The sequence below is a fragment of the Krasilnikovia sp. M28-CT-15 genome (assembly GCF_047159595.1).
In the GTDB taxonomy this organism is placed as follows: domain Bacteria; phylum Actinomycetota; class Actinomycetes; order Mycobacteriales; family Micromonosporaceae; genus Actinoplanes.
On record NZ_BAAGAK010000001.1, the window covers coordinates 4,924,608 to 4,949,675 of the forward strand.

Sequence of the window (25,068 nt, forward strand, 5' to 3'; positions counted from 1 at the left end):
CCCAACCCCTTTCGTACTTTGGAGAAACACATGCACTCGACGCGACAGCGTCTAGGGATTGTTGTCACTCTTTCCTTGGCGGGAGTCCTCGCGCCTGGAGTGCCGGCATTCGCCAGCCACGACAACCACGGGACGGATCCCGACAACCGCAATCAGTACATCAAGAAGGTCGCCCTCGCGCCCAACTCGGACCTCGCCGCGAACTACGGCAAGGACCAGCTTGAGCGCAGCGTCATCACCACCGGATGGGGCAGCGGCGACATTGAGGTGTACGACGAGTTCTACGGAAACACCGGATGGTACGGATACACCGACTGCACCGACTGGAACGTCCTGTGGACCTCGTGCGACATCATCCGCGTCCGCTTCAACCTGACCAACATGGCGGTCGGAGGGACGACCACCAACACCTGGCGGAGTCTGGGGTGTCACGAGTTCGGCCACACCGGCGACCTCGGGCACCGCAACAGCGCGACCGACACCGACAACAACTCCTGCATGCGTGAGGAGATCTGGCCGCTCAATTTCGACCAGCACGATCTCAACGCGATCGATTCCGGCGTATAGGTCCGGTGGAGTAGGATGCGATACCTCTCACGCGCCGTGGCACTGCTTCTCCTGCTGCCATTCAGCGCCGCTGGCTGCACCAGCGAAACGGCGAAACCGACAGCCGCACCGGCTGGGTTCTGCGGCGAGGCCGAACCCCTCAAGCTCGGCGAGGGTGAGAACCTCACCGTCCAGCAGCGGCTGGAGATCCTGCGCAAGCTTGACAAACCGGCGCCCGACAGTGTCAAGAAGGATCTCGCCACCCTGATCCACTGGTTCGATCACCGAGACGGGGACGAGAAGGAAGCCAGCGAGGCCAGCCAGCGCGTCGGCCGCTTCATCGAGAGTGCGTGCGGCCTGAACCTCGGCGGCATCCACTGAACCCGCCCGCCTGAGCGAGCTCCTGGGCCACATTGGTCCGGGGCTCGCCGGGGTCGGCGTCGAGACGGCCGTTCGTCTGCGATGGTGGTCGGGTGCTGGTCTACAAGATCCTGGGCCCGGCGCATGGGCCCAGTTCAAGGCCGCCGGAAGCTTCGCCGGCTCAACGGACGACCGCAGCAGTGGTTTCATCCGCTGCTCCACCCGGGCACAGGTCGCCGCGACCGCCACGCGGGTGTTCCGGCAGGAGCCGGCGCTCGTGGTGGTGGCCGTCGAGACCGAAGCGCTCGGGCAGGCCTCGGACGGTCGTCCGCCGCTGCCTCGCCGTCGCCGAGATGTTCAGGGCCGGTTGCTGTCACCGGCGGCCGGGGCGCAGTTCCCCATCCTGCTCCGACAACGGCGGCCGGTGAGCACTCATCCAGGTCTCAACGTCCTCGGAAAGCCAGACCTTTGCTTGCCCCAAGTCAGCGATGGGCCGCGGGAAGTCGCGGCGGCTGGTGATCTGATAGGTCCGCTGGCGGCTGACACCGCCGAGCTGAACCCGTATTTCGTGAGCATCCATGGGGTGGAGTCGCGCCTCAGCCATTGGTAGTCAGCGGCGCGGTGCTCTCGCGAGCCCGGTTCCCCATCCCCCTTTCAATCCGTACGTGCCCGCGTTGGCGTGACGGGGCACCACGTCGTCGACCAGGCCGACCACGTCCAGTCCGTCCAGCACCCTGCACGCATATATCGTGCTCTCGCTGCTGACCGGTGCCCGCACCGAGGAGCTTCGCGCACTCACCTGGGCACACGTCGACCTCGAAGTGCAACCGGACACCGATCCGCCGATCCCGCCCTCGGTCCACGTCTGGCGCTCCGTACGCGTCGACGGCGACACCAAGACCCGCAAATCGCGCCGCTCCCTCGCGCTGCCCGCCCGCTGCGTCCAGGTCCTCACCGACCAATACGAACGCCAGGGCCTACCCACCGGCGACGCGCTCGTCTTCGCCAGCAAAGCCAGGACCCAACTCGACCGACACAATGTCCTGCGCGGTCCTGCGCGCCTTCCGACCCGTCATCAAAGCCGCCGGGCTCAACCCCGCCCAATGGACACCCCGCGAGCTGAGGCACAGCTTCGTGTCGCCGCTGTCCGACAACGGCATGAGCCTCGAAGAGATCGCCGACCTGTGCGGGCACTCCGGCACATCCATCACCGAGAGCGTCTACCGTCACCAGCTGCGGCCGGTACTACTCAACGGAGCCGTCACCATGGACCGAATCTTCGGCCCGTACGACACCAACGGCGCGTAGTCACCGCGTTAGTCACTCGGGAGAAAGCGTAGTCACCCAGTTAGTCACCCAGGAACAAGAAGAGGGCATATCCATCGATGGGATATGCCCTCTTACCTGTGTCGGGCTGACAGGATTTGAACCTGCGACCCCTTGACCCCCAGGCCATTGGGGTAGCCGTTTCCGCACGTCACGCCTGATGCCGCCCGTTCGGATGGGCGTGACACCACGCAGGTCGCGCATGGTCGTGCACGACGTGTGGTCCCCAAATGGTCCCCACCGCTCCCCCGCTTGCGCTTGCCGTTGAGGGACACGCCTGGCCCTGCGTTCCCCCTGTTTCCGCAGATCATTTGCCCCTCGGGGGGACACCAGGGGCACGAGGGACACCCTCACACTCGGCCGCTGTCGGCCGACTAGGGGTGCAAGCATGATTGCCGATCTTGATCAGGTCGTTGCCGCGTTGCTGTCCTGCTCGACGTGTGCCTGCCGGAGTTGAGGCGCCGCCATCGTGGATTGCGGTGGCTGCAGATATGTTCGGCGAGGCTGTACAACTGACCGTGGACGTGGATCGATATCCGGCCTCGGTAAGCAGGGGAACCCGCACTGTGGCGGTTGTGAACCATCACGCCACCAGGGTCTACATGAAGGTTGACTCATTCGATACTATTGCGAATGCATGGCATCATGGCGTCATGGGACAGAGCAACGCTGGAGGGGGCCCACCGAGTCCTGAGGATCAACGAGACTCGGCCAATCGCCTATGGCAACACCTCATGCACGAGGACAACCAGCTGATTCAACGCGGAAACTTCTATCTCGTAAGCGAGTCAATGCTACTGGTTGCATTCTCGCTTCTAAAAAAGGGGCCGCCTGCCCACACATCCTCAATCGATGCAACGAAAGCAATAGCAATGTTTGGACTTGTTTTGACCGCCGCATGGACCTATGGAGGATACCGGCAGTTGCGCTATTTTCGCAACATCCGTCAGTGGGCGCTCCTGAAACTGCCCGAGTACGAAATTACATGGTCACAAACTAAAATGAGGGGACCGTCGTCTACTGCTATCCTCGTGTACGGCATTCCAATGTTCGCCGTGACAGTTTGGGTTATCCTCCTAGCCGTCTAGTACTCCAGCCGTGGATGTTGACCTTGACTTGGTTGGGGTGTCGGGTGGCGAGAAGGCGAAGGCAGCCACCGTTGATCATGGACGGTTATGTGGACTGACCATGAGGCGGCGGTGGCTGCCGGATACAGGGTAGACGCCCAGCGATGGCGGGTGGTGTTCGACGATCTGGTGCTGACTATCGGGGAGCGTTTCCGCAGGCCCGAACCCCGCCGGCCGTCGTACTCTTCCTGCATGAGGGGCCTCCCTCGTCGCGTGACGTGAGCACCCCGAGCATCTCGGCGGGAGACACCAGGACCGAGGCCCCGCTCTTCATGCCATCAGGGATGGTCGAGGGACACCAGGGACACCGCTATGCGATCGCTGCGCGGGCAGACCATCGTCAGCAGCCCGGTAGTAGGCTCTGGGTGTGACGACCGACGACCGCATCTCGCCGCGCCTCACCGCCGCGCAGCGCCTGGCGATGGTCCTCGGCCGCCCGGCACCTGAGCCCCTGAATGCTGACGAGCTGGCAGCACTTGAGGCCGCACAGGACCAGGCGGACACCGAGGCCGAGCGAGTTTGGGGCGTGCGCGGTCGGGCTGCTGCGTGAGGGCCCGACCTCCGCGAATCCTGGATGCCTCATCGCTGGTCGACCTCTTCAACGGTCACCGCGAACTCGGTGAGCTGCTGTACCAAGCCGAGGCCGGATGGCTGCAACTCCTGATGCCCACCACCGCGATCGCCGAGGCTGAAGCCGCGGCGTCCTCGATCGAGCGGTGGTCAGGGTGGAGGTACCGCTGTGTAGTTGTCAGCGATCCGTGCCCTGCGATCTTGCGTAGGACGTGCACGGGGACTCCGGCGTCGGCCATCCACGTGAGGCCGGTGTGTCGCAGGTCGTGGCGCCGCAGACCGCTATAGCCCCCCATGGTCCCCAAACGGTCCCCAACTCAGGCTCATTCAGTAGGAATTTGAGAATCAAGCGTGAAGTCGAATAGGGCCACTGACCTGGGTTGATACCCGAGTCAGCGGCCCTTGATCGTTGTCGGGCTGACAGGATTTGAACCTGCGACCCCTTGACCCCCAGCATGGTCAACATGATCGGTCGACCAGCACAAGCGTGCGAATGTCCTGGACAAGCATGGTGGTGCTGGTCGGTCTGCTGTGGGCTGTGACGGTCAGATTGGCAAGATCGTCTCCCAGATTTCTCCCCATGATCCACCACCCCTCACCCGTGCCGGCATCCCGTCGCGCAAGCTCCGCTCGGCCGGGCCGCGCCTGCCCGGTCCAGGTGGAGCGCCCCACTGGACGTACGACCTGGACCGGGCAGGCGCGGTCTGGCTGCCTCCGGGGCGCGACGGGTTGCCGACCCTCCCCCGCATCCCGGAGTCGCCCGGGTCCAGGGCTGGAAGCCCTGGCCGCCGGAGGCGGAGTTGTGGGTGGTGCGCGACCGTCCACGGCGGGGCAGCCGACCGGTTTGCCGATGCGCGACTCGCATAGCGGAACATGGTCGACACTTAGACGAACTGCAACAATGACGCACGTGGACTTTGCGAAGCTCTGGCGGGTGGATCGACGGACTCGCCGGCCAGCGGTCTCGCACGACAAGCCGTTGCAGGTGATGCGGTGGCTGCCGGTCACGGTTGCAGCAGTGTTGGTGGTCCTGCTCGGCAGCGCCCTGTCGATGTGGCTGCTCGGTGTGTGGGCACCAATTCCCGGTAGGGTATCGAACCCGGACCAGCTACGCCTGGACCGGATCAAAACCGGCCTGACGGTCGCGGCTGGTCTCGCTGCAGGAGTAACGCTGCTGATGACGCTGCGCCGACAGACGTGGAGTGAGCGGGCGCAGCGGTTCGCCGAAAGCGACGCGTTGGAACAGCGGACGACGGCACTGTATGTAGCGGCGGCCACGCAGCTGGGCAGTGACAAGGCGGCGGTCCGGCTGGCCGGGTTGTACGCCCTTGAGCGGCTCGGCCAGGACAACCCGAAGCTGCGGCAGACGGTGGTCGACGTATGGTGCGCCTATCTGCGCATGCCGTACACGCCACCGGCCGAATTTGTTCTGCGCAACGCCGAACACTATGCGAATCCCCCGCCCGCAGAAGCGGAACCACCGGAATTGCCGGCGGAGTCGGAGCGTCGACAGGAGCTGCAGGTTCGTCTTGCTGCACAGCGGCTGCTGGCCACACATCTCAGGGCCCCCGCTGCGCCAGCCAGCTCAAACACCTACTGGCTCGATGCCATGTCCAACCGCATGGTGATCGATCTCGTCGGGGCGGTCCTGGTCGACTTCACGCTGGAAGCATGCGACGTGGGGCGGGCCGACTTCAGCCGAGCCGAGTTTCCCAGCGACGTCAGCTTGCGAGGGACGCACTTTCACGGGTACGTCCAGCTAAGCGGGGCGCGGTTCCACGGCAACGCCAACCTAACCAGGGCGGAGTTTCACAACGAGGCTGATCTGAGTTGGACGGTGTTCCACAGCGATATCAACCTAGGCGGCGCGGTGTTCCACACCGACGCCAACCTCACCGGCAGCCAGTCACACGGCTACGCGATGCTGAGCGAGGCGCGTTTTCGTGGCAACGCCAACTTGAACGGGATGCAGTTCCATGGCTACGCCAATCTGAGAGCGACGCGATTCAACGCCCGCGCCGACTTGAGCAGCGCACACTTCTACGGCTATGCCGACCTTCAGCACGCGGAGTTCCACGGCGGCGGCGACCTGAGCCGGGCGCAGTTCCACGGCGACGCCGACCTGAGCGGAACTCAATTCCACGCCGTTGTCGACATGTGGGCCGCACTGTTCCACGGAAGCGCGAACCTTGCCGAGGCGCACTTCGGCCCCTACGCGCGGCTCGCGGACGCGAAGGCGACAAGGCGCGCCTCGCTGCCCCAGGGTTGGATCCTGCTTCCCATGGGGCCAGACGGCGACGAACTCCGGCTTGTCGCTCGGGATTCGCGACAATCGCCGCAAATAGACGACGCCGAGCCAAGCGGGTAAGTAGGAAATCGATTCCCAGCATTCTCTGGCTCAGCAAACCTTAGGCTCGGCGTGTCCGCCGCTGCCGCCGTGACCGCTGCCGGGTCGCGCCGGGAGCGAAGCGGCAAGGCGCGACCGGCCGGCAGAACTGCTGCGCGCGGCCCGGAGGGCCGCCTTGAAGACGTATAGAAAGTTCTCACACCCAGTTTGTGGTCCGATTGTCTGACTCCGCTTGATGCGTTACGTCGTGGCTTCACTTGATGCGTAACACTCCGCCGAGTACTGGTGGAGTAACCATGAGGGAGCAAGCGGCATCGCGCTGTGTTGGACGTCGAAGCCCACGTACAGGTAACGGAAGTGCCTGCGTCCGGACGTGGGGGTCAGGTGTCCGCAAAGGATGGCCAGCGAACGGCGGCCCACGCGGGCCAGTCAGATGAGCCCGCGGGCGGGTCGGGTAGCTCGGCGTCGTCGAGTTCCATCGGGTCCGGTACCTCGAACATCTCCCGCCACCGATCAGCTTCGGCCTCGGACATCTCGAAGGTCTGATCGGGGGTGGTCGCGTGCCGATGGACGATTCGCGCGAGCTGGGTCGGGCGATCCACCGGCACGTACACCACCCGGCACGACGCTTCGGCCGATCTCGCCAGCCAGCGCAACGCCGAGCGTTCATCGCGGGTCCACAACCCGAAGTCCAGCACCACACTGGTGCCCAGACGCAGCGCCTCCAAGGCAACCCAGATGAGCCGTCCCTCCAGCACGTCGCGCCGGCCGCCGGCTTCCGGCTCGCCGAACAGCGGGATCATCCACGCGTCCGGGGTCAGGCGCAGTGCCCGATGCTGCGCGGCCAGCTCTTTCGCGCGCGTGGTTTTGCCAGCACCGGGAAGTCCGACCATCAGGAACAACGTAGCCACGTCCTGATTCTGCCGACAGAGGGACCGAGCCACCACGGAGATCGTCTAGCCGGAGCTGTCACGGATCATCTGACCCGGATCCGTAACGCATCAACTGGAGCCCGACAAGTTTGTGGTCCGATGTGTCGTCCTCCGCTTGATGCGTTACGTCGTGGCTTCACTTGATGGGTGACGTTCTGCCGAGTGCTACTGAGTCGTCCTGTTGGGCAGTGTGTGAGGTGGCGGTCGTAGCGGGCCGCAGTGCCCGGGTCTGGCCTGTGCGGTTGGCGCATCACCCCTGGGCTTCGGTCAGCCCAGGGTGATGGCATCGACGATGGCCGTCGTGGAGTCGATTTGGGCGATGCGTGGAAGGATGATCTGCAGGCTGGTGTCGTGTGCAGAGGCGACGAGGTCGGTCACGGCGTCGCTGGCCACGGCGATCTCGTAGCCGTGCTCACGGCCGGTGCGAGCGGTGGATTCCACGCCGATGCTGGTGGAGATGCCGGCCAGCACTATCCCAGTGATCTTTCGACGGCGTAGCTGCAGGTCCAACTCGGTGCCGTAGAAGGCGTCCCAGCCCCGCTTCGTGATGAGAATGTCGCCGTCGCGGACCGGGATGCGCTCGTCGTACTCGGCGAAGTCGGGCGCCGGCGTGATGGCCGGCGGCGGGGCATCCGTCCGAGCGCGTACGACGTCGCCGCCGTCTGCGGAAAACGCCACTCTCATCCGGATCACCGGTAACCCACGGGTGCGCGCGGCGTGTGCAAGATCGGCGGCGCGGGCGACGACCTCGGCGGCCGGATGCACGGTGGGCAATACGGTGATGCCCTTCTGAAGGTCGATCAGGACAACAGCGGTGCGCTGGTCGAGGCGGTCTACGGGCATGCGGCGCTCCCTTTGCAGGCACGGTAATGGACAGCAAGACTGTACAGCCATGCTGTATAAACCAGCAAGCTGCGCTGTTCAGTGTTGCTGTACATCTGGGCTACGCTAGAACCATGTCTGACGCGACGCAGCTGGCCGCTGAACTGCGGCTTGTCCTTGGCCACCTGGTCAGGCGGGTGCGCGCGGATGACCCGACGCCGCCGGGCGTCACTGCTGTCATCGGACTGCTGGGCCGACAGGGGCCGATGACCACCAGCGAACTCGCGGCGGCCCGGCGGGTGCGTCCGCAGTCGATGGCCCGCACCGTGACCCAGGTCGTCGAGCAGGGCCTCGCTGAGCGGGGTACCCACCCGGTTGACGGGCGTAAAGCACCCATCGTCTTGACCCAGGCCGGCCGCGAGGTTCTCGAACAGGAGCGCACCCGCCGCGCCGATTGGCTGGCCCGTGCGATCGAGGACACCCTGTCCAACGACGACCGGGAGTCCCTCGCCCACGCCGTTGATCTGGTCCGGCAGCTGCTCGAATGGGACCCGGCGACCAGGAATGGCAGCCGGTAGGGCGCCGATGGCAGCGATGCTAAACATCGGGGTAGACCCACCAAAACCGATGATCGTCTAGCCGCGGCTGTCACGGATCATCCGACCCGGATCCGTAACGCATCAACTGGAGCCGGACAATCTCACACCCAGTTTGCCTGTGCGAAGTTTCTATGTGGGTTCAAGGCGGCCCGCTGACGCGGGCCGCTCGCGCCGCCGGACCAGGGCCGGACCTTCGGTCCGCCGCTCGGGATCCACGCCTTAGGCCTGGCGGCCACGGCGCGGACCCGGCGGTTCCAGCCCGCCGGACGGCGCGAGACATGCAGAAGGGCCCGGAGCCGCCGGGATACGCCGGGCAGATTCCGGGCCGGGGTTTCTACTTCGGCAGATCACGAACCGCGTGCCTCCGGCGGGGCGCTCGGGCGCTCCGGGATGGGCGAGACTCCGTCGCGAAGGGGTGCAGTTATCGATCATGGTCGTTTGGTTCATTTGCCGAGTCCGGCTGTAATGGGTCGAACAACCTTGATGCATCTCCAGACTCGCTTGATGGCTGGTCCTTTGGGTGGCGAGGCCAGTCGAGATCCATCAGACCCGGGAAGCGAGCCTCTTCGACTGGCTGCAAAGCAACCTTGGGCTTGCCTATTGAACGCCAGGATAGCTTTGCCTGTTTCGCAGTCGGGTTGGACGTTCCAACCCAGACGCCCGGAGTGTCCAGCAGGGGAGACTCTGTGGATGCGTAGGTTCGTTCCCCGATTTTGGCAAAGGCAAGGTTGAGTTCATGCTGCTTGTACTCGAAGCTTCCCGTGATCAGGAGCCTGACGACAAGATGCAGCGCCCCTGTTTCAAGATGCTTCAAACGATACCCGAGTTGATGAATGTCTACGCCAACCTCAAAGGCCTTCAGGGCGTCACGTTCGGGGTGATGATGGGCTTCGAAATTGAAGTATCGTGTAACTTTCTCAAGATGCGCTAATTCGATTACCAGTTGACCCAAACTGCCGATAAGGTGTCCGCTCTCATTGTAGATCTCGGTGTCAGCGGTCCCCTCGACATTGATTAGCTGATCGTTTTCGACTTGGACAACTAACACGCAGGCTTTCGGTGTGTATCGGATTTCGTCGACGTACAGCCTCCTAGCTACTTGCCGACCATCCACCTCAATAAGCTCGGGTTGAACAGCATCCACTCGTCCACCCTCAGTGCCAACTCGGGTGAGAGCGTTACGGCTAAAGCCCGCTTTGGATATTAGGACGAGTCGGTTCGTAGGGAGTCCGCGATGCTTGCTGATTTGTTGTTCAACCCACTCTATGGTGGCCGGGCGAGCCTTCTCATTCACCTCGATCGAAATGATGATTGGCTCTCCGTCGACATCCGCCTCGACAACGATGTCGACTTCTCTCTCTATCCCGAGCACGGAGTTGCGCAAGAATTTCGATTCAGTAACCGTGACCCCAGGCTGGGCAAAGTGCTGGCGGACGAGGTGAACGATCGCCTGGTACGGGGTGGTCCGCTGTGGCATTCTCGCCATCGTAGTACTGCAGAGCCGACCACGGGTGCGGACGGGGTCGCCGTCAAGGGCGTCGGTCCAGCAACGACCGGACCCGACCAGCCGCGGCGAACCTCGAACCATGGCGTCACCTTAAGCAGGCATGAGATCCTGCCGGTCTGCTTCTGACTCGAAAGGGGTGCGGGAAGTGGTGTGCTTGCGGCGCCCGTGTCGGGCGCGCATGAGAGGGTGGTCGGCGTGATCCCAGATTTTCAATCCCTCATGCGTCCTGTGCTCGAAGCCCACCAGGATCGGGAGCCGTTGCGGACGGCAGTGGTGCGTGACCGTGTTGCGACAAAGATGGGAGTCACGGACGACGACCGGAAGGTCATGCTTCCCAGTGGTGGCTCTCCGCTCTATGCCAACCGGGTCAACTGGGCCGTTACCCACCTTGCTCAGGCCGCCCTGCTGGATCGTCCCAGCAGGGGAATCACGCAGCTCACAGAACGAGGGCAAACAGTACTGCGTGATTGCCCGACCCGAGTCGACATGAGCGTTCTTATGCAGTTTCCCGAGTATCTGGAATTCCGAAACCGCGGGCGCCGCACACAGGACAACTCCGGCCATCCGCCCGACGCGACGACACGAATGACTGCGCCGGAGGAACTGTCGCCCCGTGAGGCGATCGCGGAAGTCATCGATGCTGCCCATTCCGCAGTTGCCGCCGATCTACTGGCTCGCGTCGTCAAACAGCCACCGGAGTTCCTGGAGCAACTCGTCCTCCAGCTCTTGGTGCGGATGGGCTATGGGGGCTTGGAAAAGCCGACGGAGCACCTTGGCGGCCCTGGGGACGCCGGACTAGACGGCCTCATTCGCCTTGACAGTCTGGGCCTCGATATCGTTACCTGCAGGCCAAGCGATACACCGACAAGCACGTCGGACGGCCTGAGATTCAGGCATTCGTCGGTGCCCTCCATGGTGCCCAGGCAAACCGGGGCATCTTCATTACGACGACCCGGTTCAGCGCCGACGCTCGTGACTACGCAGAACGAGTGAATGCCCGTGTGATTTTGATTGACGGCCCAGAGCTTGCCCGGTTGATGATCGAGCATGGATGCGGCGCCGTGACCGAAGAAACTTACGCACTCAAGCAGGTCGACGAGAACTTCTTCCCGGAACTGTGATGGTGTCGCACCGGTGATCCTGCTGGCGGTCCGATGGTGAGCAGAGGTGTGGCGTACAGCAGCGAAGTACAGCAACCGACCGAACCGCTCCGGGCCGCAGCCGACCTCATGGGACCGGCCTACCTCGTGGAAGGCCGAACGAGGCCGCTTTGCGTTGTGCTGGGGTTATGAGCCGTCGTCCTACCGGACCGCCCAGCCTACAAATCTCGACCGCCGAAGGCGGAGAGCACACGGGGCTGCCTTGAGAGCGTGGCTAGTCGCTGCCTATAGTCAGACGCATGGCAGGAAGAGGGCCACACCTCATGGGTGCACATGAAATCCGCGTGCGCCTGGGTGGCGTCAGTCGACAGCGGACTTACCAGATCACCAGTCGTCGGGACTTCCCTGAACCCATTGCCGAGTTGGGTCAGGGCAAGGTTTGGCTTGCAGAGGCCGTCGAGGCGTGGATCAAGGCTCGCCGCAAGCCAGTCTTGGATCCCGACGAAGGCTTATAGCCCGTCACGCACCCAGCTGACGCCGCATGCGAGGGCCACGAATAGCGCGATGGTACCGATCCGCAGCCACGGGATGTCTTGGATCTTCCGGTCGACGCCGATGGAAATGCTGATGCCGAGGCAGGCAGCGAACATGCCGGCCAGGAAGATGGTCAGGGCCCGTGCGGGGATGCTGTCCTTGTCCCAGTACGCCCAGGCACCGAGCAATGTCGCCCCGAGCAACAACGCCGAGATGATCGCCAGCGGTATGGCGATCCGCCAGCGCTTGAATGGGCTCACGGGTTCTCGCCTGGACGGTCGTCGGTGTCGCCTTCTTGCCGGCTGCGAAGCTGGTCGGCGGCCCGCTCGATACCGGCTCGCTCCTCCGCCGACATCTGGTTCTGCTCGGCTTCCGCCTTACGGGCCGCGGCGGCAAGTCCTTCACTGTGCCAGGGAAGGTTTGCGGCCGTGCGCAGGGATGCCTCACCGGTGAGCACCGTACGGGCGAACGAGCCCAGCGGGTCGTCCTTGCCACGCGTGGCGGCCAGGTGGCGCAGCACCGCGCGGGCCAGAGGTTCCTCGGCGATATCGCCGTTCATGCGGGAGTCCGTTCCTGTCGTGGTCAGTAGCCGGCGGGGTGGTGGTAGGGCTCCACCGTGGGAAGGTCCTTGACGGCCAGGGTGGCCTTGATGCCGGTGATCGAGGCGCCGATGAGTTTGATCAGGTCCTCGGCGTTGCCGAAGAACGCCGAGATCTCCTTGTACAAGTCGTATGCCTGCCAGGTGTAGTAGGCGGCCACGCCGTATCCGGCGACTCCCCCGACGACGGTCTCAATGGTGGCCGTGCCGGCGGCGGCAGCCGCGTTGATGATGATCAGAACGTCGAGCAAATCGCTGATCAGGCCGCTCACAACATCAGCCAGCTTCTTGACGGCTTCGGCCGCCTGCATGTACAGCTCGTCGTACTGTCGGCACGCGGTCTGCAGTCCCATGGCGGCGGATCCGAGCGCGAGCTGGAACTCCTGCTCGGCCTCTGCGGCATGGCCACGCCACACCGTGGACACATCAGCCGCCGCCGCGACGAGGTTGTGACCGATGTCCCCAGCGGCGGCGCCGGCAGCACCCATGGCGACGCCGGCATGCACGTACGACTTCCAGTCCCCGCTGAACTGTGACGCCCAGCCCTCGAACGGGTCGTAGTCGAATAGTTTGATACAGATCTGCCGCAGCCATGCCGATGGGCTGATCAGGTCAGCCAGTGGGTTGATTGACCACATCTCGATCCCGACTGCGTATTCGGGATTGTGCAGGTGGTTGTTCGGTTCGGCGACGTCGGTGAATGCCGTCCGCCGTCCCTGAAGATCCGGCCGTCCCGGCGCAAGTACCCCGCGCAGTGACACGGAATCTTTGGCCCCCGGATAGCTGCCGTCAAGTCGGGCTGCTGCCGCTTGGTCTGTCCGTGCGTAGTCCAGCTGGGCCCGGTTGATTTGGGTGCCTGCGCCTTGCGAGAGATCACGCAGCCGTGAGAGGGCTTCGGTCACCTCGCCGTACGCGTGCTTGTGCGGCGAGATCAGCCGCATGATCAGGCCGACCTCGGTGAAGCTCAGGTCGCAATGCTTGTGGACGTAGCCCAACGTGTCCGAGGCATCACCGCTCGCACGCACAAACACGTTGTAGAGGCTCGTGAGTCCACCCGCATCGACATAAAACTCCCCCATGGTCCCCCGTCCGATCAGACCCTCGCGAGGTCGCACCATAGGCAACGCTCGCAGCCCGCCGCAAGCGCCGGCCGTAGTCCGGCTCGGCCTGCACCTCACCCCGGCGCATCATCTGATACATCCCATTGCATGTTCTGCACTGTAGTGCATATGGTGTATCCATGAGCTTGTTCGATGTGGTGGCTGCGATCCGGTTTCCGATGCCCGATCGCACGGGGTTCGCCGCGGCGAACTCCCACTTGGACGACGCTGACCTGGACCTGGTCTACAGCGATGTCTGCCAGCAGGCCCTGGATGACCGGCAGTCCTATCTCGCCCATCTGGAGCGGCTGGCCGACGCCGCGCACGAGCACGATGAGGAGTTCGACCCGCTGCTGGCCGAGCTCGAGGACTGCCGCGCGCAGATCGACGAGGCCGAACAACGGATGCGGCTGCTGCTGGCGTACGGCCGCGAGTTCGTGCGGCCCCAGCCGTACCAGCTCAAGGACCTGGCGCGCGCGGCGGGCGTGTCGATCTCCGGGGTGCGTATCGCGTACGACGAAGACGTGATCACCGAGGCAGCGCAGGTGACCGGCGACAAACCGCGCCGCCCGGCACCGGGAGCCAGGCGATGACCGGCATCCCGAAGCCGGATGGCCGGATACAGCTGCGGACCGAGCTGGCCCAGCTGCGCCGGCAGCGGATCGTCGACGAGCGGGAAGGTGCCCGCCTCGACGGGCTACTGCGCGCCATCGCCGCCGTCCGCAGTGACCGGGATGCGGGTGTCAGCCCGCGGATGCGCGATCAGCGTGACTACCTGGAGCGGGTGTGGGCCGACGCCGAGGACGTGCTGATGCTCGCGCTGCGGGTCCAGCTGCGCATCGCCCAGCGCGGCGGAGACGACAGGGACCCGGCTGTCCATCGGGCACGGCGCGCCTGCGCGCAGGCCAACCAGGCACTGGAACACCTGAGCGATGCGATGGGAGGGACGCTGTGAGGGGCAGAAATCAACGCGCGCAAGAGCGGCGCCGCGACCGGGCCGCCGCCGCCGAACTGGAGCAGCTGCGTACGGAGGTCGCCGCCGAGGCCGCCCGGGCGGCCGCCGCGCGCGATGCGGCCGCGCAGACCGAGGCGGCCGCCCGGCGACTGGCCCGCGAACAGGCCGCCACCCGGCCGCGGCTGCGCCCCCTGGAGCAGGCGACGGCCCGGCTCACCGCCCGCGTCGGCCCCGCCCACACCGCCCTGCTCGCCGCCCGACACGAGCTGGAGGCCGCCGAGAAGGCCCTGGCGGGGGTCCCGGCCGCGACCGCGATCGAGCAGGCCGCCCAGGCAGGGGTCATCTTCCGGCTGCCCGAGGTGCACCGCGGCTCCTCCACCCGGTACGCGAAGGCGTGGTACCGCAAACACACCGGCGGCGACCTGGCCACCGACCGTCCCCTGACCGTGGATGGCTGGGTTCCCGACGACACTGGCGACGAACGGGCCGCGCTGGCCCGCTACGTGCTGAGCACCGCCACCGACCGAGGCCCGGCAGCGGCCCGGACGTGGGCGATCCCACCCTGGCTGCGCCACCCCACAGACCGGGAAGACGCCGCCGAGCTGCGCACCGCACTGGGCGCCACCACCATCGGCGCCCCGCACCCGCCAGCCCCCGGCCCGGCCCGGCCCGCGCTGCGCCGCGACGCCACCGTCACCCTGCCCTGGCGGCACTTCCCGCAGATCCCACTCGCCGCCGACGCCGCCGACCTCGGCCACTGGTACCAGCGCAGCATCGCCAGCCAGCATTGGCACCCGGACGCAATGTCGGTGCCGTTCTGGCTGCCCCACGAGCACAGCAGCGCCTACCCCCAGGCGCGGACGCTACCCGAAGGCACAGACCTGCGCCTGCCCTTCCCGCTGGTCTTCGCCGCGCTCGCCGCCCCCTGGCAGCTGCCACCCACCACCGACCCCCTGCCGGACACGCTGCGCGCTCTGCTGGGACCGATGCTCTACGCCCGCGGCAACGCCGTCGTTCGACCTGGTGCACGCGCGTGCGGTGCTCTGCCACCTCGCGGAGCGTAACGAGATCCTCGCGAGGGCCTTTGCGTGGCTCGCACCCGGCGGCTGGCTGGTCGTGGAGGACATCTACACCCTTCCGACCGGCTCCAGCCCGTACGCCGCGATGAACCGCTACGCCGCAGCCGCGCAGCGGTCTGCGCACAAACGTGGCGCGGACATGCAGTGGGGCAACAGAGTACCCGGCGTTCTGGCCCAGCTCGGCTTCACCGACGTCGGCGCGGAGGCCCAACCCCGACTCCTCGGTGCGGGTGGCCGCCCGGACGATCTGTGGCGGATCAACCTGACCCAAGCCGGGCCGCACCTCGTCCGCGATCGACTGCTCACCCAAACCGACTTGGATGAATGCCTGGCCCTCCTCGACGATCCGGGTTTCGTCGACATCAGGTACTTCAGCATCGCCGCCTGGGGGCGCAAGCCGCTGGGACAGTGACTCCGACAGCCCCGGCGGGTGACTCCCAGGCGACGTGTCCCTCGGCCGCCTGCCTTGCCGAGCGAGCCGATCAACGCCGCGGGGTCCCCGGAATGCAAGGCGCCGCCTACCGGAGCCAAGGACGTCGGGATGCCGTCCTAGCCTGGCCGATCTCCCATTCCACCAGCCCCGACAGGAACTCCAGCGCAAGGTACTCAACCGGTGCGTGCGGGCTCTCCGAGGCGTCCACAAGATCAGGCCGAGCTCGCTTCAGATCGGCCAGAGCGGACCCGATTGTGTTCTGGTCACCCGTAGACAGGCTATGGATCAGCGCAACCGCTGGTTCCCGCGCCGGGTAGTCCCTGGCGATCTGGTCCAATCCTGGCGGCGGTGTCGAATCCACCGCCGCTGCAAGGGCCGCCAGGACGAAGTCAGTCAGTTCCGAACGCCCCGCCGGCAGAGCGGGCACCACCGCCACCACCGCGGCCCGCGCTGCTGACTCGTCCGCCCCCTCTGCCTCCGGCTGCCCGAGGGCCACCGACTTGTCGGCTCGCCAGGCCATCTGCCGGCGACCGACACTGGCCATCTCGTAGAGCAGCGCCAACGCTTTCGCCACGTACGGGTCGGAAACTCTTTCGTCGGCGACGATGGCGGCGAACAATGGCGCAGCACCAGCGGTCCATGCGCGGCAGGTTCCCTGATGCATTGCCTGATCATGGAGAGTCGCCAAGAGGTCGCCGGCATCGTCGTACCCGGTCGGTGCCAACCGGACTTGGGCCGGGGTCGCGTCGGTGGTTGCCTGTGCAACAGCCTCAAGCGCTGCCCGCAACACCTTGCCGCGGGCGCCAAAGGGACCGCACCGCAACCCTTCCGGCAATACCACCGCGGCCACGGCTGGCTCGGCAGCATGGATCGGGGTCCGAACCGCCTCGGACTCCTCCTGGCTCATCTCGTGCACCAGGCCATCTCTGTTGAAGATCCTCACCAGGAGGTCTGCCCGGTTGCCGTACGAATTCGTCATGACACCACGGAAACGCCGCGCGATTGCTCCCACGGCTTTGATCTCCACCGTCGGCTCTACCGGCAGGTCACCGCCCTTTGGGGGATCTACCACCAGCGAGAAGATCCTCCACCAGCCGTTCATCTCCGGCTCGAACGTCGAATTCACCGCCGGGCGCACCGCGACGAGCCGATGCCCCCGCGCGGCGAGAAGGTCGGCCGCCGCCCGGGCGTCGGTCCCTTCCTGCACCGTGACGGTGTAACTCTGTGCGTAGACACGCACGACAGCATCCTTCCAGTCCGCTCGCGGTGAACAGCTACCTTGCGCGAACGACATGTCGCGTTGCGGGGTCGTCACGCTGCTCGCGGGTAAGCCCGAAGTCCCGCGTACAGGTAGGGCCGGCCGTCGGGCAGCTGCACGAACGTCGCCGGAACCCAGCGGTGAAACCCCGGTTCGCGGTAGAGCAACACATCTCGTTCGGCCGCCACCGTTTCGTACTCGCCTCCCGTGGAAGGCATGACATCTGTCAGTCCACCGACGACGGCCCAGCGCAGACACGGCAGGGATCCGCGGAGCAGGACTTCATGCTGGGCATCGATTCCCCCGTACGTGCCGGCGTGGCGTTCAACGTCAAACTCTGCCGGGCCGGCGGGCGGTTTCAACGCCGGAGGCATGCTGATCCCGGCAAGCTCGGTGAAGATCTCGTTATAGAGCGAGTAGTAGAGATCGCGGGCGGGGCCACCGTTGGTCAGCAGCACCACAGCGAGGTTGTGCGACGGCAGAAGCCGGAGAAGGGCGGTCTGCCCGATGGTGCCACCGTCATGGCCGATGAGCGCGTGCCCGTCCCAAGTATGCCGGAACCAGGTCAGGCCCATGGACTCGTTTTCGGCGTCCCGGAAGGGCAGTTGAATCTGGGAATTCTGCATGTCTTGAATGAGCCCGGAGGAAAGCACACTCGTACCGTCGGTGCCCTGTCCCCCACTGAGGTGAAAGCGGGCGAAGGTGAGCACGTCTCTTGCGGTGCAGATGATCCCACCGGCGGGTCCGTTCGATCGTGGCAGCCCCCAGCGGGTCACCGGCGCGAGCGTGCCGTCAGGCCCTCGTTCATGTCCCGTGGCGGCGCTGTGCAACAGGGCCTCCTCAGGGAGCGTCATGGTGGTGTCCAGACCCAGCGGTGTGAACAGCAGCTCGCGCATCGCCTGGTCCCACACCCTGCCGGTGACTTGCTCGATCACCCGGCCCACCAGGGAAAATCCGGTGTTGCAGTAGGAGAAGCCGAGCCCGGGTGGCAGGAGTTGCGGGACCGAGGCCAGGCTGTCGGCGAACCGCTCGAGGCAGTCGTCACCTCGGCCGGTGTCAGTGAACAGGTCACCGGGGATGCCGCTGGTATGGGTCAGCAGATGCCCCAACGTGATCCGGCTGGCCGCATCGTCGGCCAGGCGCAATGTCGGCAACCACGCCGAGATCGGCTTGTCCAGATCGAGCAGTCCCTCGGCGACCAGCCGCATCACGGCCGTGGCCGTGTAGACCTTCGTGATCGACCCGATCTGGAACACCGTGTCAGTGTGGACGGCGTCGCCGGACCGCATGTTCGTCACGCCCCAGGCTGCCTCGGCAATGTCGTCGCCGTGCGCGATGCCCAAGACCGCACCACTCACGCCATGCTCGGCGGCAAGCGTTTCAAGCCGCTGTTGCCAGTGCGCAGCATCGAGCGACAAAGACAACTGTGTGTGAGAGCAGATATCGGACATGATCGAATCCTAGCGAAGATCCGGTCGGAGAAGATGTGTAGGCAGTCGGACGGCGTGACGGCGACGTTGCCGGCCACCAGCCCGCCGGCGGTGTCGACGAAATCGCCGGCCATCAGGAGCTCGACCAGTTCCTCCGACAGCACCCGGTCGAACTCCTGGCGGGAAACCCGGAACCGAACAGGAACAGGCGGGTAAGGCATCCGACGGGATCGTCGCGGAGAGTCGCTTTCTCGCCCAGGAAGAACACCAGCTGTACGGTCTGCCGCTCCAGGGCCTCCGGCTCGACGGAGAGACGGGAGGCGATCTCGGCCGTCTGGTAACCGAGCTCGTTCAGCAGAGGGACGATGCGCTCCGCACACCGCGTCGCGTGCGCATTCGTGTCGGTCATGGCCGGCGTTGCTCCCGTCCTGGTGTGGCGGCATCGATGTGGTCAGGCTGGTTGTCCCACCGCGGCTGGTTGTCCCACCGCGGCCGGGTGTTCCGGCCGCTGCGGCCGGCTCAGGCGGCGTACGTCGCGGCTGCTGAGCATGGCAACCACCGAGAGCAGCAGCAACGCGGAGGCCGCGGTCATCGTCGGTTTGATGCCGAAGGTCTCGGCGGCCGGCCCGGCCAGGACTTGTCCGAGGGGGACCGCGATGTACGACCCGGCGGTGTCGTACGAGTAGACCCGGGCCAGCCGGTCCACTGGCACCTGTGTCTGCAATGTCGTCTCCCATGCGATGCCGAACTGTTCGATGGCCAGTCCGGCGACGAACGCCGCTGCGAGCACGACTCCTAGATGCGGGTAGACGCCCAGCGTGAAGAGCGGCAGCGCCTCGGCGGCGACGCAGGTGACCCCGAACAGCAGCAGCCGCCGAAGTCTCAGCCTGATCGCGATCAGGGCTCCGATGATCATTCCGGCGGTCTGCGCCGCCAGCACGAAACCCCAGGACTGCCGGCCGAAGGTCTGCTCAGCGATGACCGGTCCGAGCACCAGGATCCCGCCGCTGAGCAGCAGATTGCCGACGCAGGCGCCGGCGGCGCAGACCCACAGCCAGGAGCGGGAGATGAACTCCGCCCAGCCCACGCGTAGGTCCGCGATCATGGTGGACCGGGCGGCCGTGGCCGCCGGCGCAGGCGCGTCGGCCGGAACTCGGACCCGCGCGAAGAAGAAGGCCGCGAGCAGGAAGGTGGGCCGAGTCGACCAGGATGCCCCAGCCGGGGCCGACAGCCGCGACGACGACACCGCCGACCGGAGCGCCCATGACGGCTGCGCTGTTGAACGCCAGGCGGTTCAGGCCATTGGCCTGCTGCCGGAGATCCTCCGGAACCAGCTGGGCGATGATCGCGGACGTCGCCGGCATGGACACCGCCGCGACCATGCCGTTGACGGCGGACAAACCGATCAGCGTTGGCACCGTCGCGGTGCCGGTGAGGACCCGGGCGGCGATGGCAGCCTGGGTGGTAGCAGCGGCCACGGCCGCGCCGACCATCAGGACGGTCTTCGGCAGCCGGTCGGCGAGCATTCCGCCGAAGAGTACGAACAGGACGTTGACCAGCGTTCTGGTGCCGACCACGAGGCCCAGGTCGGAGGCCGACCCGGTCAGGTCGAGCACGGCGAACGCGAGTGCGATCGGAGCGAACGCGTTGCCGACGGCGTTGATCGTCCGCCCGAGAAGCAGACGCCGATATCCGGTGAGCCTGAGCGGAGCGACGGTGTCGCGAATCCCGGTCATACATCGAGCATGAGGTACGCAAGCATCATTGCGCAAGTACTCTTGCGCAATGTTTGTTGCTAGCATCGGGACATGGCGGAATACCTTGACGCCGACCCTCGGGCGTTGCGCGCGCTCGCCCACCCGCTGCGGGTCTCGCTTCTGCACGAGCTACACGCACGAGGCACTGCCAACGCGACCGTGCTTGCTGCGGCGACCGGCAAGCCGGTGAACGCGGTGAGCTTCCACCTGCGTCAACTGGTTAGTTACGGCTTAGTCGAAGATGCGCCGGACGTTGGCGGCGACGGCCGTGAGCGTTGGTACCGGCCAGCCTCGGCTGACGGCCTGCGCATCTCCTCCCGTGCACTCGGTCATACCCCCGAAGGGCGCGAGGCGTTGCAGGCAATCAAGCAGCAGACCGCCGCTCAATGGCTGGCGTTGGTCGAGCAGTTCTTCGAGCCCCACAGCGAGCAGGCGGTCCGCGTCAGTAACGAAGAGTCGATGCTGCTCACCGATGAGGAAGCTCACCATTGCGCGACTGAGCTCGCCGAGCTCCTCGACCGATGGTCGAAACACGGCCGGCAGGCCGGTGATGGAGTTCGCCGCACGTACCGCGTGATGACCATGCTGATGCCGCTGCTCGACCAGAAAAGTCAGGCATAGTGGGCCGTCTGCGAGCCGTGGCCGCAGGTCAGCAACCGCGCAATCTGTGGCGGCGGTTTCCGGCGACGATCACCGCGCCGCCGACGGTCAGCGCTCGCCGCCGCAGAGCGGGACCAGGACCATGAACCGGGAAGTCCGCTCGACCAAAGACGCTCGGCGGCCCACTCGGTGTGCAGGTTGCGGCCCGCCCACACCGCGGAGCAGGGCAGTTGGGGCGGGCCGCGCCACGGGTCTTTCCATGGGTGGTCCGGCGGTACGCTTCTCCCACGGCTCCGGGATGGCCTCAATCGTCGGTGGCATGGGTCGCCGGGGCTCAGGCGGGACCGACGACGTCCAGGTCGACCAGGAACCCGCGGGCTTGCCACTGCTCTGCGGGCAACCGGTCACGGGCCATCTGGAAATACTGCTCCGGACTCAGGATCTGCATGCTGCCCGGCTCGGGTTCCCAGTCGGGGTGCATCGGCTCGAAGGACGATGGTTCGTCGATCAGGCGGTGCGGGCTGGCATCCGGGACGTCGATCAGGCGCACGGCCTCGGGGCGCCGGATCCACCGGTCGGTGCCGCGGTCGTGCAGGTCCTGCAGGACCCGTACCCGCCGGACGGTGCCGACCGTGTCGGGCAACTCACCGATGATCCCCAGGAACGCATCGAGGCCCAGACAGCCGTCGAGGATGACCTCACCAGCGCATCGATCACCCTCTCGGATCGCGAGCAGGTCGCCGGCCTCGACGAGTTGCGCCCAGGGCCGCCCGTCGACATCGCGCAACGTACGGGCCCGCACGGGCACTCGGTACAGCAGGACATCGTCGGGCAGGTCCGGGTGGTCCAGCCATCTCAGCCGGGTCGATACCCGCTCACCCAGCGACCACATGGAGTCGCGGGCGGTGGTGTCGAGCAAGACCGGCCAGAGCATCACTGCATCGTGTCAGTCAACCTGATCACCGCGGCGGCCGGATCACGCCGACAACGACGTGGCGCGCTGCCCGTACTGTTCCTGATGACCGACCCTCAGGAGGTGGACATGGGCTTGTCAGGCCGGGACTGCCCGGACTGTGGCCGGCGTATCAGGGAACCGTTCAAGACGACGGTCACTGGTCGGGAGGTCTGCCCGGACTGCACGAACGCCCTGTTCATGGGCTCCGCTTCGGGCGCGGTCACTGGCGACGTCGGCTCCGGATTCGGATTCTGGGCCACGCTTATGCGCAAGATCCGACGCTCGAACTGACAACATCCACCTGCGGCAAGCGAACGGACATGGTGTCGCGCTCGGCGATCTACGCTCGGCCCATGTCGACTCACAAGCTTCTGCCGCAGCCCGTGGTTGATCTTCTCCGGCAGCCGAATCCCGCGGTCATGGCCACGGTCGCCGCTGACGGCAGTCCGGTCACCGTGGCCACCTGGTATCTGCTCGAAGATGACGGCCGTGTGCTGCTGGGCCTTGACGCGAAGCGGGTGCGGCTCAAGCACCTGCGCGCGGACCCGCGGGTCTCGCTGACCGTGCTGGCGCAGGATGACTGGGGAACCCACGTCAGCTTGCAAGGCCGGGTCGGCTCCATCGCCGATGACGTGGGCTTGCGGGATATCGACCGGCTGTCGCGGCATTACGACGGTGAGCCGTACGTCAATCGTGAGCGTCCTCGGGTGAGCGTCCATGTCGAGGTCGAACGCTGGCATGTATGGGGTGAGCGCTTCTGGCACTGAGCCTGTTCTCTTACCCCGCGGTAGTGCGGGACTCGGATCAAGTCTCCGCCCTGCCGCGGGGTTATGAACAGGCCTTACCGGTGGACCACGACGTACACGATCACGAGGCCGAGCACCACGAGATCACCGAACACCTGGGGCGCCGGGTCGTGCACCCGCACTCGAGTGGCCGCTGCGCGCGCCATCAGCAGGGCCAACCCGACGCCGGCCGCGATGCCCAGCGCGGGGACGACGATGCCGACCAGGCGGTGTTTCGATACGTGCATAGCCATCGGTCGATGGTGGTGATGGTGAGCGTGCTTCACAGCGTGGTGTCCGGTCCTGGCACGACAGGCCGGCCTGCGTCGATCCATAGGTTTGCCGTCCAGGCCCTCGGCGCACCTATGCTCGCCGCATGGGTAGAGCCGAGTCGGACGCGCCCGCAGCCGTTGCGCCAGCCCTGAAGCAGTTGGTCGAGACGCTGGAGTCCCTTGGAGCGGTACCGCTGCCGTTGGCCCGATACCGCCGCCCGTCCGGCCGGCTTGCGCGCATTCTGGACCGGGCAATCGGCAAGCCGCCTGCAGGTGACGGCCCGAGCTACCGGGCCACCGGCGACCGGGCCTGGCCGCTGACCGACGACGGCGACCATCGCCTCGACCTCGCCATCGACATCAGCGGGGAGCTACTGCTGGCCACCCTGCGCCGATCGCGTGGGGTGGGCGAGGGCGGCCCTGGGGACCACTTGCACGGCCACGAGGCCGGTACGCAGTTCCTGGCCTGTCCCTCCTCGACGATGAGCCGGGCATACTGCAGCGTGCTCCCGGACGGGTCGGCGCGGGTCATGGTTGGTGTACAGACTCGCGGCGAGCCGCGCGGAGGGCAGGATCTCGGATCTCAGTCGCAGGGCGGTCCAGAAAGCGAGGCCGGATGCCTCATCGTATGGGCAGTGAATCCGGCTGGAGCGATCCGGGACGGCGCCTACCGTCCACCCGACTCATACGACGATAGGACAGCCGGATCTTCCTCCGGCTCGTGCGCCCAGGTGCGATCGATGGTGTGCAGGGCACGCGTCGCGTAGAGGCCGGCAGCGAGAACCAGCAGGCCGCCGGCCAGGAAGACAGCGTCCACCCGGCCGAGGTGAATTCCGGCGACGGTCACATCGAGGTGCCGCAGCACAGTGCTGACCAGCAGCGTCGACAGCAGCATGGCGCCAAGCTCGGGGAGCCGGTTGGCCATGGTGAACACCGACAGCACACGCCCCTGGTAGTGGCGAGGGATGATCTTCAACATCAGCGGCGACGCCGCGGTGTTAAGCACGCCCAGGGCGAGACTGAAACCGGCCACCGCCGCCAGCCCCGGCCAGATGCTGGTGGCCCTGGCGTATCCAATGAAGCAGACGGCGAATGCCAGCAGCGCGGTGCAATAGGTACGGGCCGGACCCATCCGGTCGGCGATCCAGCCCCCAACCAGGGCGCCGATCAAACCGCCGACGCCGAACGCGGTGCCAAGGTAGCCGAACCAGCGTTTCGGGTCAGCATGGAGGTTCTCCTGGACGAAATACACGTCCAGCGCCTGCAACGCACCGACGCCGAGGACCGCCATCACAATGGACACGAATATGGCGGTCAACACCCGGTTCCCGGCGATGAACCGCAAACCGTCGATGAGTTCCGTTCGTACGCTCCCGGCCGGTTCGGACTGCGCTGGTCCCGCGGGCGAGGCAGTCGCCTGCTCGACGCGCACAGCGCTGATCATCACGTACGACACCAGGAACGACACGGCGTTGATCACCAGTGCCCATTGCACGCCAGCCGCGAACAGCAGCGGCGCGGCCAGCGGTGGCCCGATGATCGCTGCCAGCGCACCGGTGGCCTGGCCGTACCCCGTGGCGCGGCCGCGGTGCTCGGCCGGAACGACGTCGCCGATGAGCACGAACCGGGCCGGGTTGAACAGCTGCGACACCGCGGTCGTGGCCGCGACCACCACGCCGATGACCACGAGTTCGACGACGAGTGGGATCGTGCCCGCCGGAAGGCATGCGACAACGGCGAGCACGCCGATCAGCGCAGCGCGTGCCAGGTCGGCACGCCGCATGGTGCGCAGCTTGTTCGGCCACCGGTCCACCAACACCCCGGCGATCGGGCCTACTACCAGGATCACGGCCGATGCCAGCACTAGCACCCCACCACTGACCAGGGGCGCATAGGGCCGGCCCTCCAGCAGCATCGTGGCCAGCCACAGCAGCAGGGTCGTGTCGAACACGTAGTCGCCCACCAGCGACACGGCCTGCCCGATCCACAACCAGGTGTAGTTCCGATTGATCAACACCGATCAAGGCTCACGGACCCTGGCACACGAGGCAATAGGTGAGTCCTAATTGCGATCAA

Annotated in this window: 32 protein-coding genes and 2 pseudogenes; 19 read left to right on the plus strand and 15 right to left on the minus strand. The window is 66.0% G+C overall.

Annotation, left to right across the window (positions count from 1 at the left end; translation table 11 throughout):
- Positions 1-30: 30 nt before the first annotated feature.
- From ACMCNO_RS22445 to ACMCNO_RS22470, 6 genes and pseudogenes are all read left to right on the plus strand, one after another.
- On the plus strand, positions 31-567 hold the full coding sequence (locus ACMCNO_RS22445) for a hypothetical protein (protein WP_412751435.1): 537 nt from the start codon (positions 31-33) through the stop codon (positions 565-567).
- 36 nt (positions 568-603) lie between these two features.
- The gene (locus ACMCNO_RS22450; RefSeq protein WP_412751436.1) at positions 604-927 is read left to right on the plus strand and encodes a hypothetical protein; all 324 of its coding nucleotides are present in this window, start codon (positions 604-606) and stop codon (positions 925-927) included.
- Between the two features lie 76 nt (positions 928-1,003).
- A complete protein-coding gene (locus ACMCNO_RS22455; RefSeq protein ID WP_412753771.1) occupies positions 1,004-1,516 on the plus strand; it encodes a DUF952 domain-containing protein in 513 nt (170 codons plus the stop codon).
- A gap of 118 nt (positions 1,517-1,634) precedes the next feature.
- Positions 1,635-2,214 (plus strand): annotated as a pseudogene (locus tag ACMCNO_RS22460) (site-specific integrase); the annotation flags it as partial.
- A 497-nt stretch (positions 2,215-2,711) separates the two neighbouring features.
- Positions 2,712-3,320 (plus strand): hypothetical protein, encoded by a 609-nt coding sequence (locus tag ACMCNO_RS22465; protein ID WP_412751437.1) that lies wholly within the window; start codon positions 2,712-2,714, stop codon positions 3,318-3,320.
- Positions 3,321-3,726: 406 nt separating this feature from the next.
- Positions 3,727-3,909, plus strand: coding sequence for a hypothetical protein (locus ACMCNO_RS22470; protein WP_412751438.1), 183 nt, complete (start codon positions 3,727-3,729; stop codon positions 3,907-3,909).
- Positions 3,910-3,964: 55 nt separating this feature from the next.
- On the opposite strand, the pseudogene ACMCNO_RS22475 reads toward ACMCNO_RS22470, so the two are convergent.
- Positions 3,965-4,213 (minus strand): annotated as a pseudogene (locus ACMCNO_RS22475) (tyrosine-type recombinase/integrase); the annotation flags it as partial.
- A gap of 626 nt (positions 4,214-4,839) precedes the next feature.
- Here ACMCNO_RS22475 and ACMCNO_RS22480 point away from each other — a divergent pair.
- A complete protein-coding gene (locus tag ACMCNO_RS22480; RefSeq protein WP_412751439.1) occupies positions 4,840-6,297 on the plus strand; it encodes a pentapeptide repeat-containing protein in 1,458 nt (485 codons plus the stop codon).
- 359 nt (positions 6,298-6,656) lie between these two features.
- On the opposite strand, the gene ACMCNO_RS22485 is transcribed toward ACMCNO_RS22480, so the two are convergent.
- Both ACMCNO_RS22485 and ACMCNO_RS22490 read right to left on the minus strand, forming a co-directional pair.
- A complete protein-coding gene (locus tag ACMCNO_RS22485; RefSeq protein WP_412751440.1) occupies positions 6,657-7,187 on the minus strand; it encodes an AAA family ATPase in 531 nt (176 codons plus the stop codon).
- A 288-nt stretch (positions 7,188-7,475) separates the two neighbouring features.
- Positions 7,476-8,051, minus strand: a complete 576-nt coding sequence (locus tag ACMCNO_RS22490; RefSeq protein WP_412751441.1) for an isochorismatase family protein — start codon at positions 8,049-8,051, stop codon at positions 7,476-7,478.
- A gap of 113 nt (positions 8,052-8,164) precedes the next feature.
- Between ACMCNO_RS22490 and ACMCNO_RS22495 the strand changes: the two genes are divergently transcribed.
- Entirely contained in the window at positions 8,165-8,608 is a 444-nt protein-coding gene (locus tag ACMCNO_RS22495; RefSeq protein ID WP_412751442.1) for a MarR family winged helix-turn-helix transcriptional regulator, read from the plus strand.
- Between the two features lie 442 nt (positions 8,609-9,050).
- On the opposite strand, the gene ACMCNO_RS22500 is transcribed toward ACMCNO_RS22495, so the two are convergent.
- On the minus strand, positions 9,051-9,773 hold the full coding sequence (locus ACMCNO_RS22500) for a hypothetical protein (protein ID WP_412751443.1): 723 nt from the start codon (positions 9,771-9,773) through the stop codon (positions 9,051-9,053).
- 90 nt (positions 9,774-9,863) lie between these two features.
- On the opposite strand from ACMCNO_RS22500, the gene ACMCNO_RS22505 reads away from it, so the two are divergent.
- The 4 genes from ACMCNO_RS22505 to ACMCNO_RS22520 all read left to right on the plus strand — a co-directional run bounded on the left by ACMCNO_RS22505 (position 9,864) and on the right by ACMCNO_RS22520 (position 11,751).
- Entirely contained in the window at positions 9,864-10,262 is a 399-nt protein-coding gene (locus tag ACMCNO_RS22505; protein WP_412751444.1) for a hypothetical protein, read from the plus strand.
- 93 nt (positions 10,263-10,355) lie between these two features.
- Positions 10,356-11,129, plus strand: coding sequence for a winged helix-turn-helix domain-containing protein (locus ACMCNO_RS22510; protein WP_412753772.1), 774 nt, complete (start codon positions 10,356-10,358; stop codon positions 11,127-11,129).
- Complete coding sequence (locus ACMCNO_RS22515; protein WP_412751445.1) at positions 11,126-11,257, plus strand: hypothetical protein; 132 nt, start codon at positions 11,126-11,128, stop codon at positions 11,255-11,257. Before ACMCNO_RS22510 ends, ACMCNO_RS22515 begins: the two co-directional genes overlap by 4 nt.
- A gap of 302 nt (positions 11,258-11,559) precedes the next feature.
- Positions 11,560-11,751 carry a helix-turn-helix transcriptional regulator gene (locus ACMCNO_RS22520; RefSeq protein ID WP_412753773.1) on the plus strand — a complete coding sequence of 64 codons (192 nt, stop codon included), beginning with the start codon at positions 11,560-11,562 and terminating at the stop codon, positions 11,749-11,751.
- On the opposite strand, the gene ACMCNO_RS22525 is transcribed toward ACMCNO_RS22520, so the two are convergent.
- Genes ACMCNO_RS22525 through ACMCNO_RS22535 form a run of 3 tightly spaced genes read right to left on the minus strand, consistent with a single transcriptional unit; the run spans position 11,746 to position 13,447 of the window.
- A complete protein-coding gene (locus ACMCNO_RS22525) occupies positions 11,746-12,030 on the minus strand; it encodes a hypothetical protein (protein ID WP_412751446.1) in 285 nt (94 codons plus the stop codon). The genes ACMCNO_RS22520 and ACMCNO_RS22525 overlap by 6 nt on opposite strands.
- Positions 12,027-12,329 (minus strand): hypothetical protein, encoded by a 303-nt coding sequence (locus tag ACMCNO_RS22530; protein ID WP_412751447.1) that lies wholly within the window; start codon positions 12,327-12,329, stop codon positions 12,027-12,029. The genes ACMCNO_RS22525 and ACMCNO_RS22530 overlap by 4 nt, the downstream gene beginning before the upstream one ends.
- A 23-nt stretch (positions 12,330-12,352) precedes the next feature.
- Positions 12,353-13,447, minus strand: coding sequence for a hypothetical protein (locus ACMCNO_RS22535; protein ID WP_412751448.1), 1,095 nt, complete (start codon positions 13,445-13,447; stop codon positions 12,353-12,355).
- A 161-nt stretch (positions 13,448-13,608) separates the two neighbouring features.
- Here ACMCNO_RS22535 and ACMCNO_RS22540 point away from each other — a divergent pair, with 161 nt between their 5' ends.
- From ACMCNO_RS22540 to ACMCNO_RS22555, 4 genes are read left to right on the plus strand one after another with little or no spacing between them, the layout of a single operon-like run.
- Complete coding sequence (locus tag ACMCNO_RS22540) at positions 13,609-14,061, plus strand: hypothetical protein (protein WP_412751449.1); 453 nt, start codon at positions 13,609-13,611, stop codon at positions 14,059-14,061.
- On the plus strand, positions 14,058-14,423 hold the full coding sequence (locus tag ACMCNO_RS22545; RefSeq protein WP_412751450.1) for a hypothetical protein: 366 nt from the start codon (positions 14,058-14,060) through the stop codon (positions 14,421-14,423). Before ACMCNO_RS22540 ends, ACMCNO_RS22545 begins: the two co-directional genes overlap by 4 nt.
- Entirely contained in the window at positions 14,420-15,487 is a 1,068-nt protein-coding gene (locus ACMCNO_RS22550; protein WP_412751451.1) for a hypothetical protein, read from the plus strand. Before ACMCNO_RS22545 ends, ACMCNO_RS22550 begins: the two co-directional genes overlap by 4 nt.
- Positions 15,447-15,914: a hypothetical protein gene (locus ACMCNO_RS22555; protein ID WP_412751452.1), complete on the plus strand. Its 468-nt coding sequence runs from the start codon at positions 15,447-15,449 to the stop codon at positions 15,912-15,914. Before ACMCNO_RS22550 ends, ACMCNO_RS22555 begins: the two co-directional genes overlap by 41 nt.
- A gap of 106 nt (positions 15,915-16,020) precedes the next feature.
- On the opposite strand, the gene ACMCNO_RS22560 is transcribed toward ACMCNO_RS22555, so the two are convergent.
- The 5 genes from ACMCNO_RS22560 to ACMCNO_RS22580 form a co-directional block, all read right to left on the minus strand.
- Positions 16,021-17,175 carry a hypothetical protein gene (locus ACMCNO_RS22560; RefSeq protein WP_412751453.1) on the minus strand — a complete coding sequence of 385 codons (1,155 nt, stop codon included), beginning with the start codon at positions 17,173-17,175 and terminating at the stop codon, positions 16,021-16,023.
- 71 nt (positions 17,176-17,246) lie between these two features.
- Positions 17,247-18,644, minus strand: a complete 1,398-nt coding sequence (locus ACMCNO_RS22565; RefSeq protein WP_412751454.1) for a serine hydrolase domain-containing protein — start codon at positions 18,642-18,644, stop codon at positions 17,247-17,249.
- Between the two features lie 112 nt (positions 18,645-18,756).
- The gene (locus tag ACMCNO_RS22570) at positions 18,757-19,032 is read right to left on the minus strand and encodes a hypothetical protein (protein WP_412751455.1); all 276 of its coding nucleotides are present in this window, start codon (positions 19,030-19,032) and stop codon (positions 18,757-18,759) included.
- Positions 19,033-19,074: 42 nt separating this feature from the next.
- The gene (locus ACMCNO_RS22575) at positions 19,075-19,617 is read right to left on the minus strand and encodes an MFS transporter (RefSeq protein WP_412751456.1); all 543 of its coding nucleotides are present in this window, start codon (positions 19,615-19,617) and stop codon (positions 19,075-19,077) included.
- Entirely contained in the window at positions 19,595-20,425 is an 831-nt protein-coding gene (locus ACMCNO_RS22580; RefSeq protein ID WP_412751457.1) for an MFS transporter, read from the minus strand. The genes ACMCNO_RS22575 and ACMCNO_RS22580 overlap by 23 nt, the downstream gene beginning before the upstream one ends.
- 6 nt (positions 20,426-20,431) lie before the next feature.
- Between ACMCNO_RS22580 and ACMCNO_RS22585 the strand changes: the two genes are divergently transcribed.
- Positions 20,432-21,001, plus strand: coding sequence for an ArsR/SmtB family transcription factor (locus ACMCNO_RS22585; RefSeq protein WP_412751458.1), 570 nt, complete (start codon positions 20,432-20,434; stop codon positions 20,999-21,001).
- A gap of 313 nt (positions 21,002-21,314) precedes the next feature.
- Here ACMCNO_RS22585 and ACMCNO_RS22590 read toward each other — a convergent pair whose 3' ends face one another.
- Positions 21,315-21,914 (minus strand): hypothetical protein, encoded by a 600-nt coding sequence (locus ACMCNO_RS22590; RefSeq protein ID WP_412751459.1) that lies wholly within the window; start codon positions 21,912-21,914, stop codon positions 21,315-21,317.
- Between the two features lie 9 nt (positions 21,915-21,923).
- Here ACMCNO_RS22590 and ACMCNO_RS22595 point away from each other — a divergent pair, with 9 nt between their 5' ends.
- Both ACMCNO_RS22595 and ACMCNO_RS22600 read left to right on the plus strand, forming a co-directional pair.
- On the plus strand, positions 21,924-22,226 hold the full coding sequence (locus tag ACMCNO_RS22595; RefSeq protein WP_412751460.1) for a hypothetical protein: 303 nt from the start codon (positions 21,924-21,926) through the stop codon (positions 22,224-22,226).
- 62 nt (positions 22,227-22,288) lie between these two features.
- Entirely contained in the window at positions 22,289-22,702 is a 414-nt protein-coding gene (locus ACMCNO_RS22600) for a PPOX class F420-dependent oxidoreductase (RefSeq protein WP_412751461.1), read from the plus strand.
- Between the two features lie 74 nt (positions 22,703-22,776).
- On the opposite strand, the gene ACMCNO_RS22605 is transcribed toward ACMCNO_RS22600, so the two are convergent.
- Positions 22,777-22,974: a hypothetical protein gene (locus ACMCNO_RS22605; protein WP_412751462.1), complete on the minus strand. Its 198-nt coding sequence runs from the start codon at positions 22,972-22,974 to the stop codon at positions 22,777-22,779.
- 685 nt (positions 22,975-23,659) lie between these two features.
- Positions 23,660-25,009, minus strand: a complete 1,350-nt coding sequence (locus ACMCNO_RS22610) for an MFS transporter (RefSeq protein ID WP_412751463.1) — start codon at positions 25,007-25,009, stop codon at positions 23,660-23,662.
- Positions 25,010-25,068: the final 59 nt, after the last annotated feature.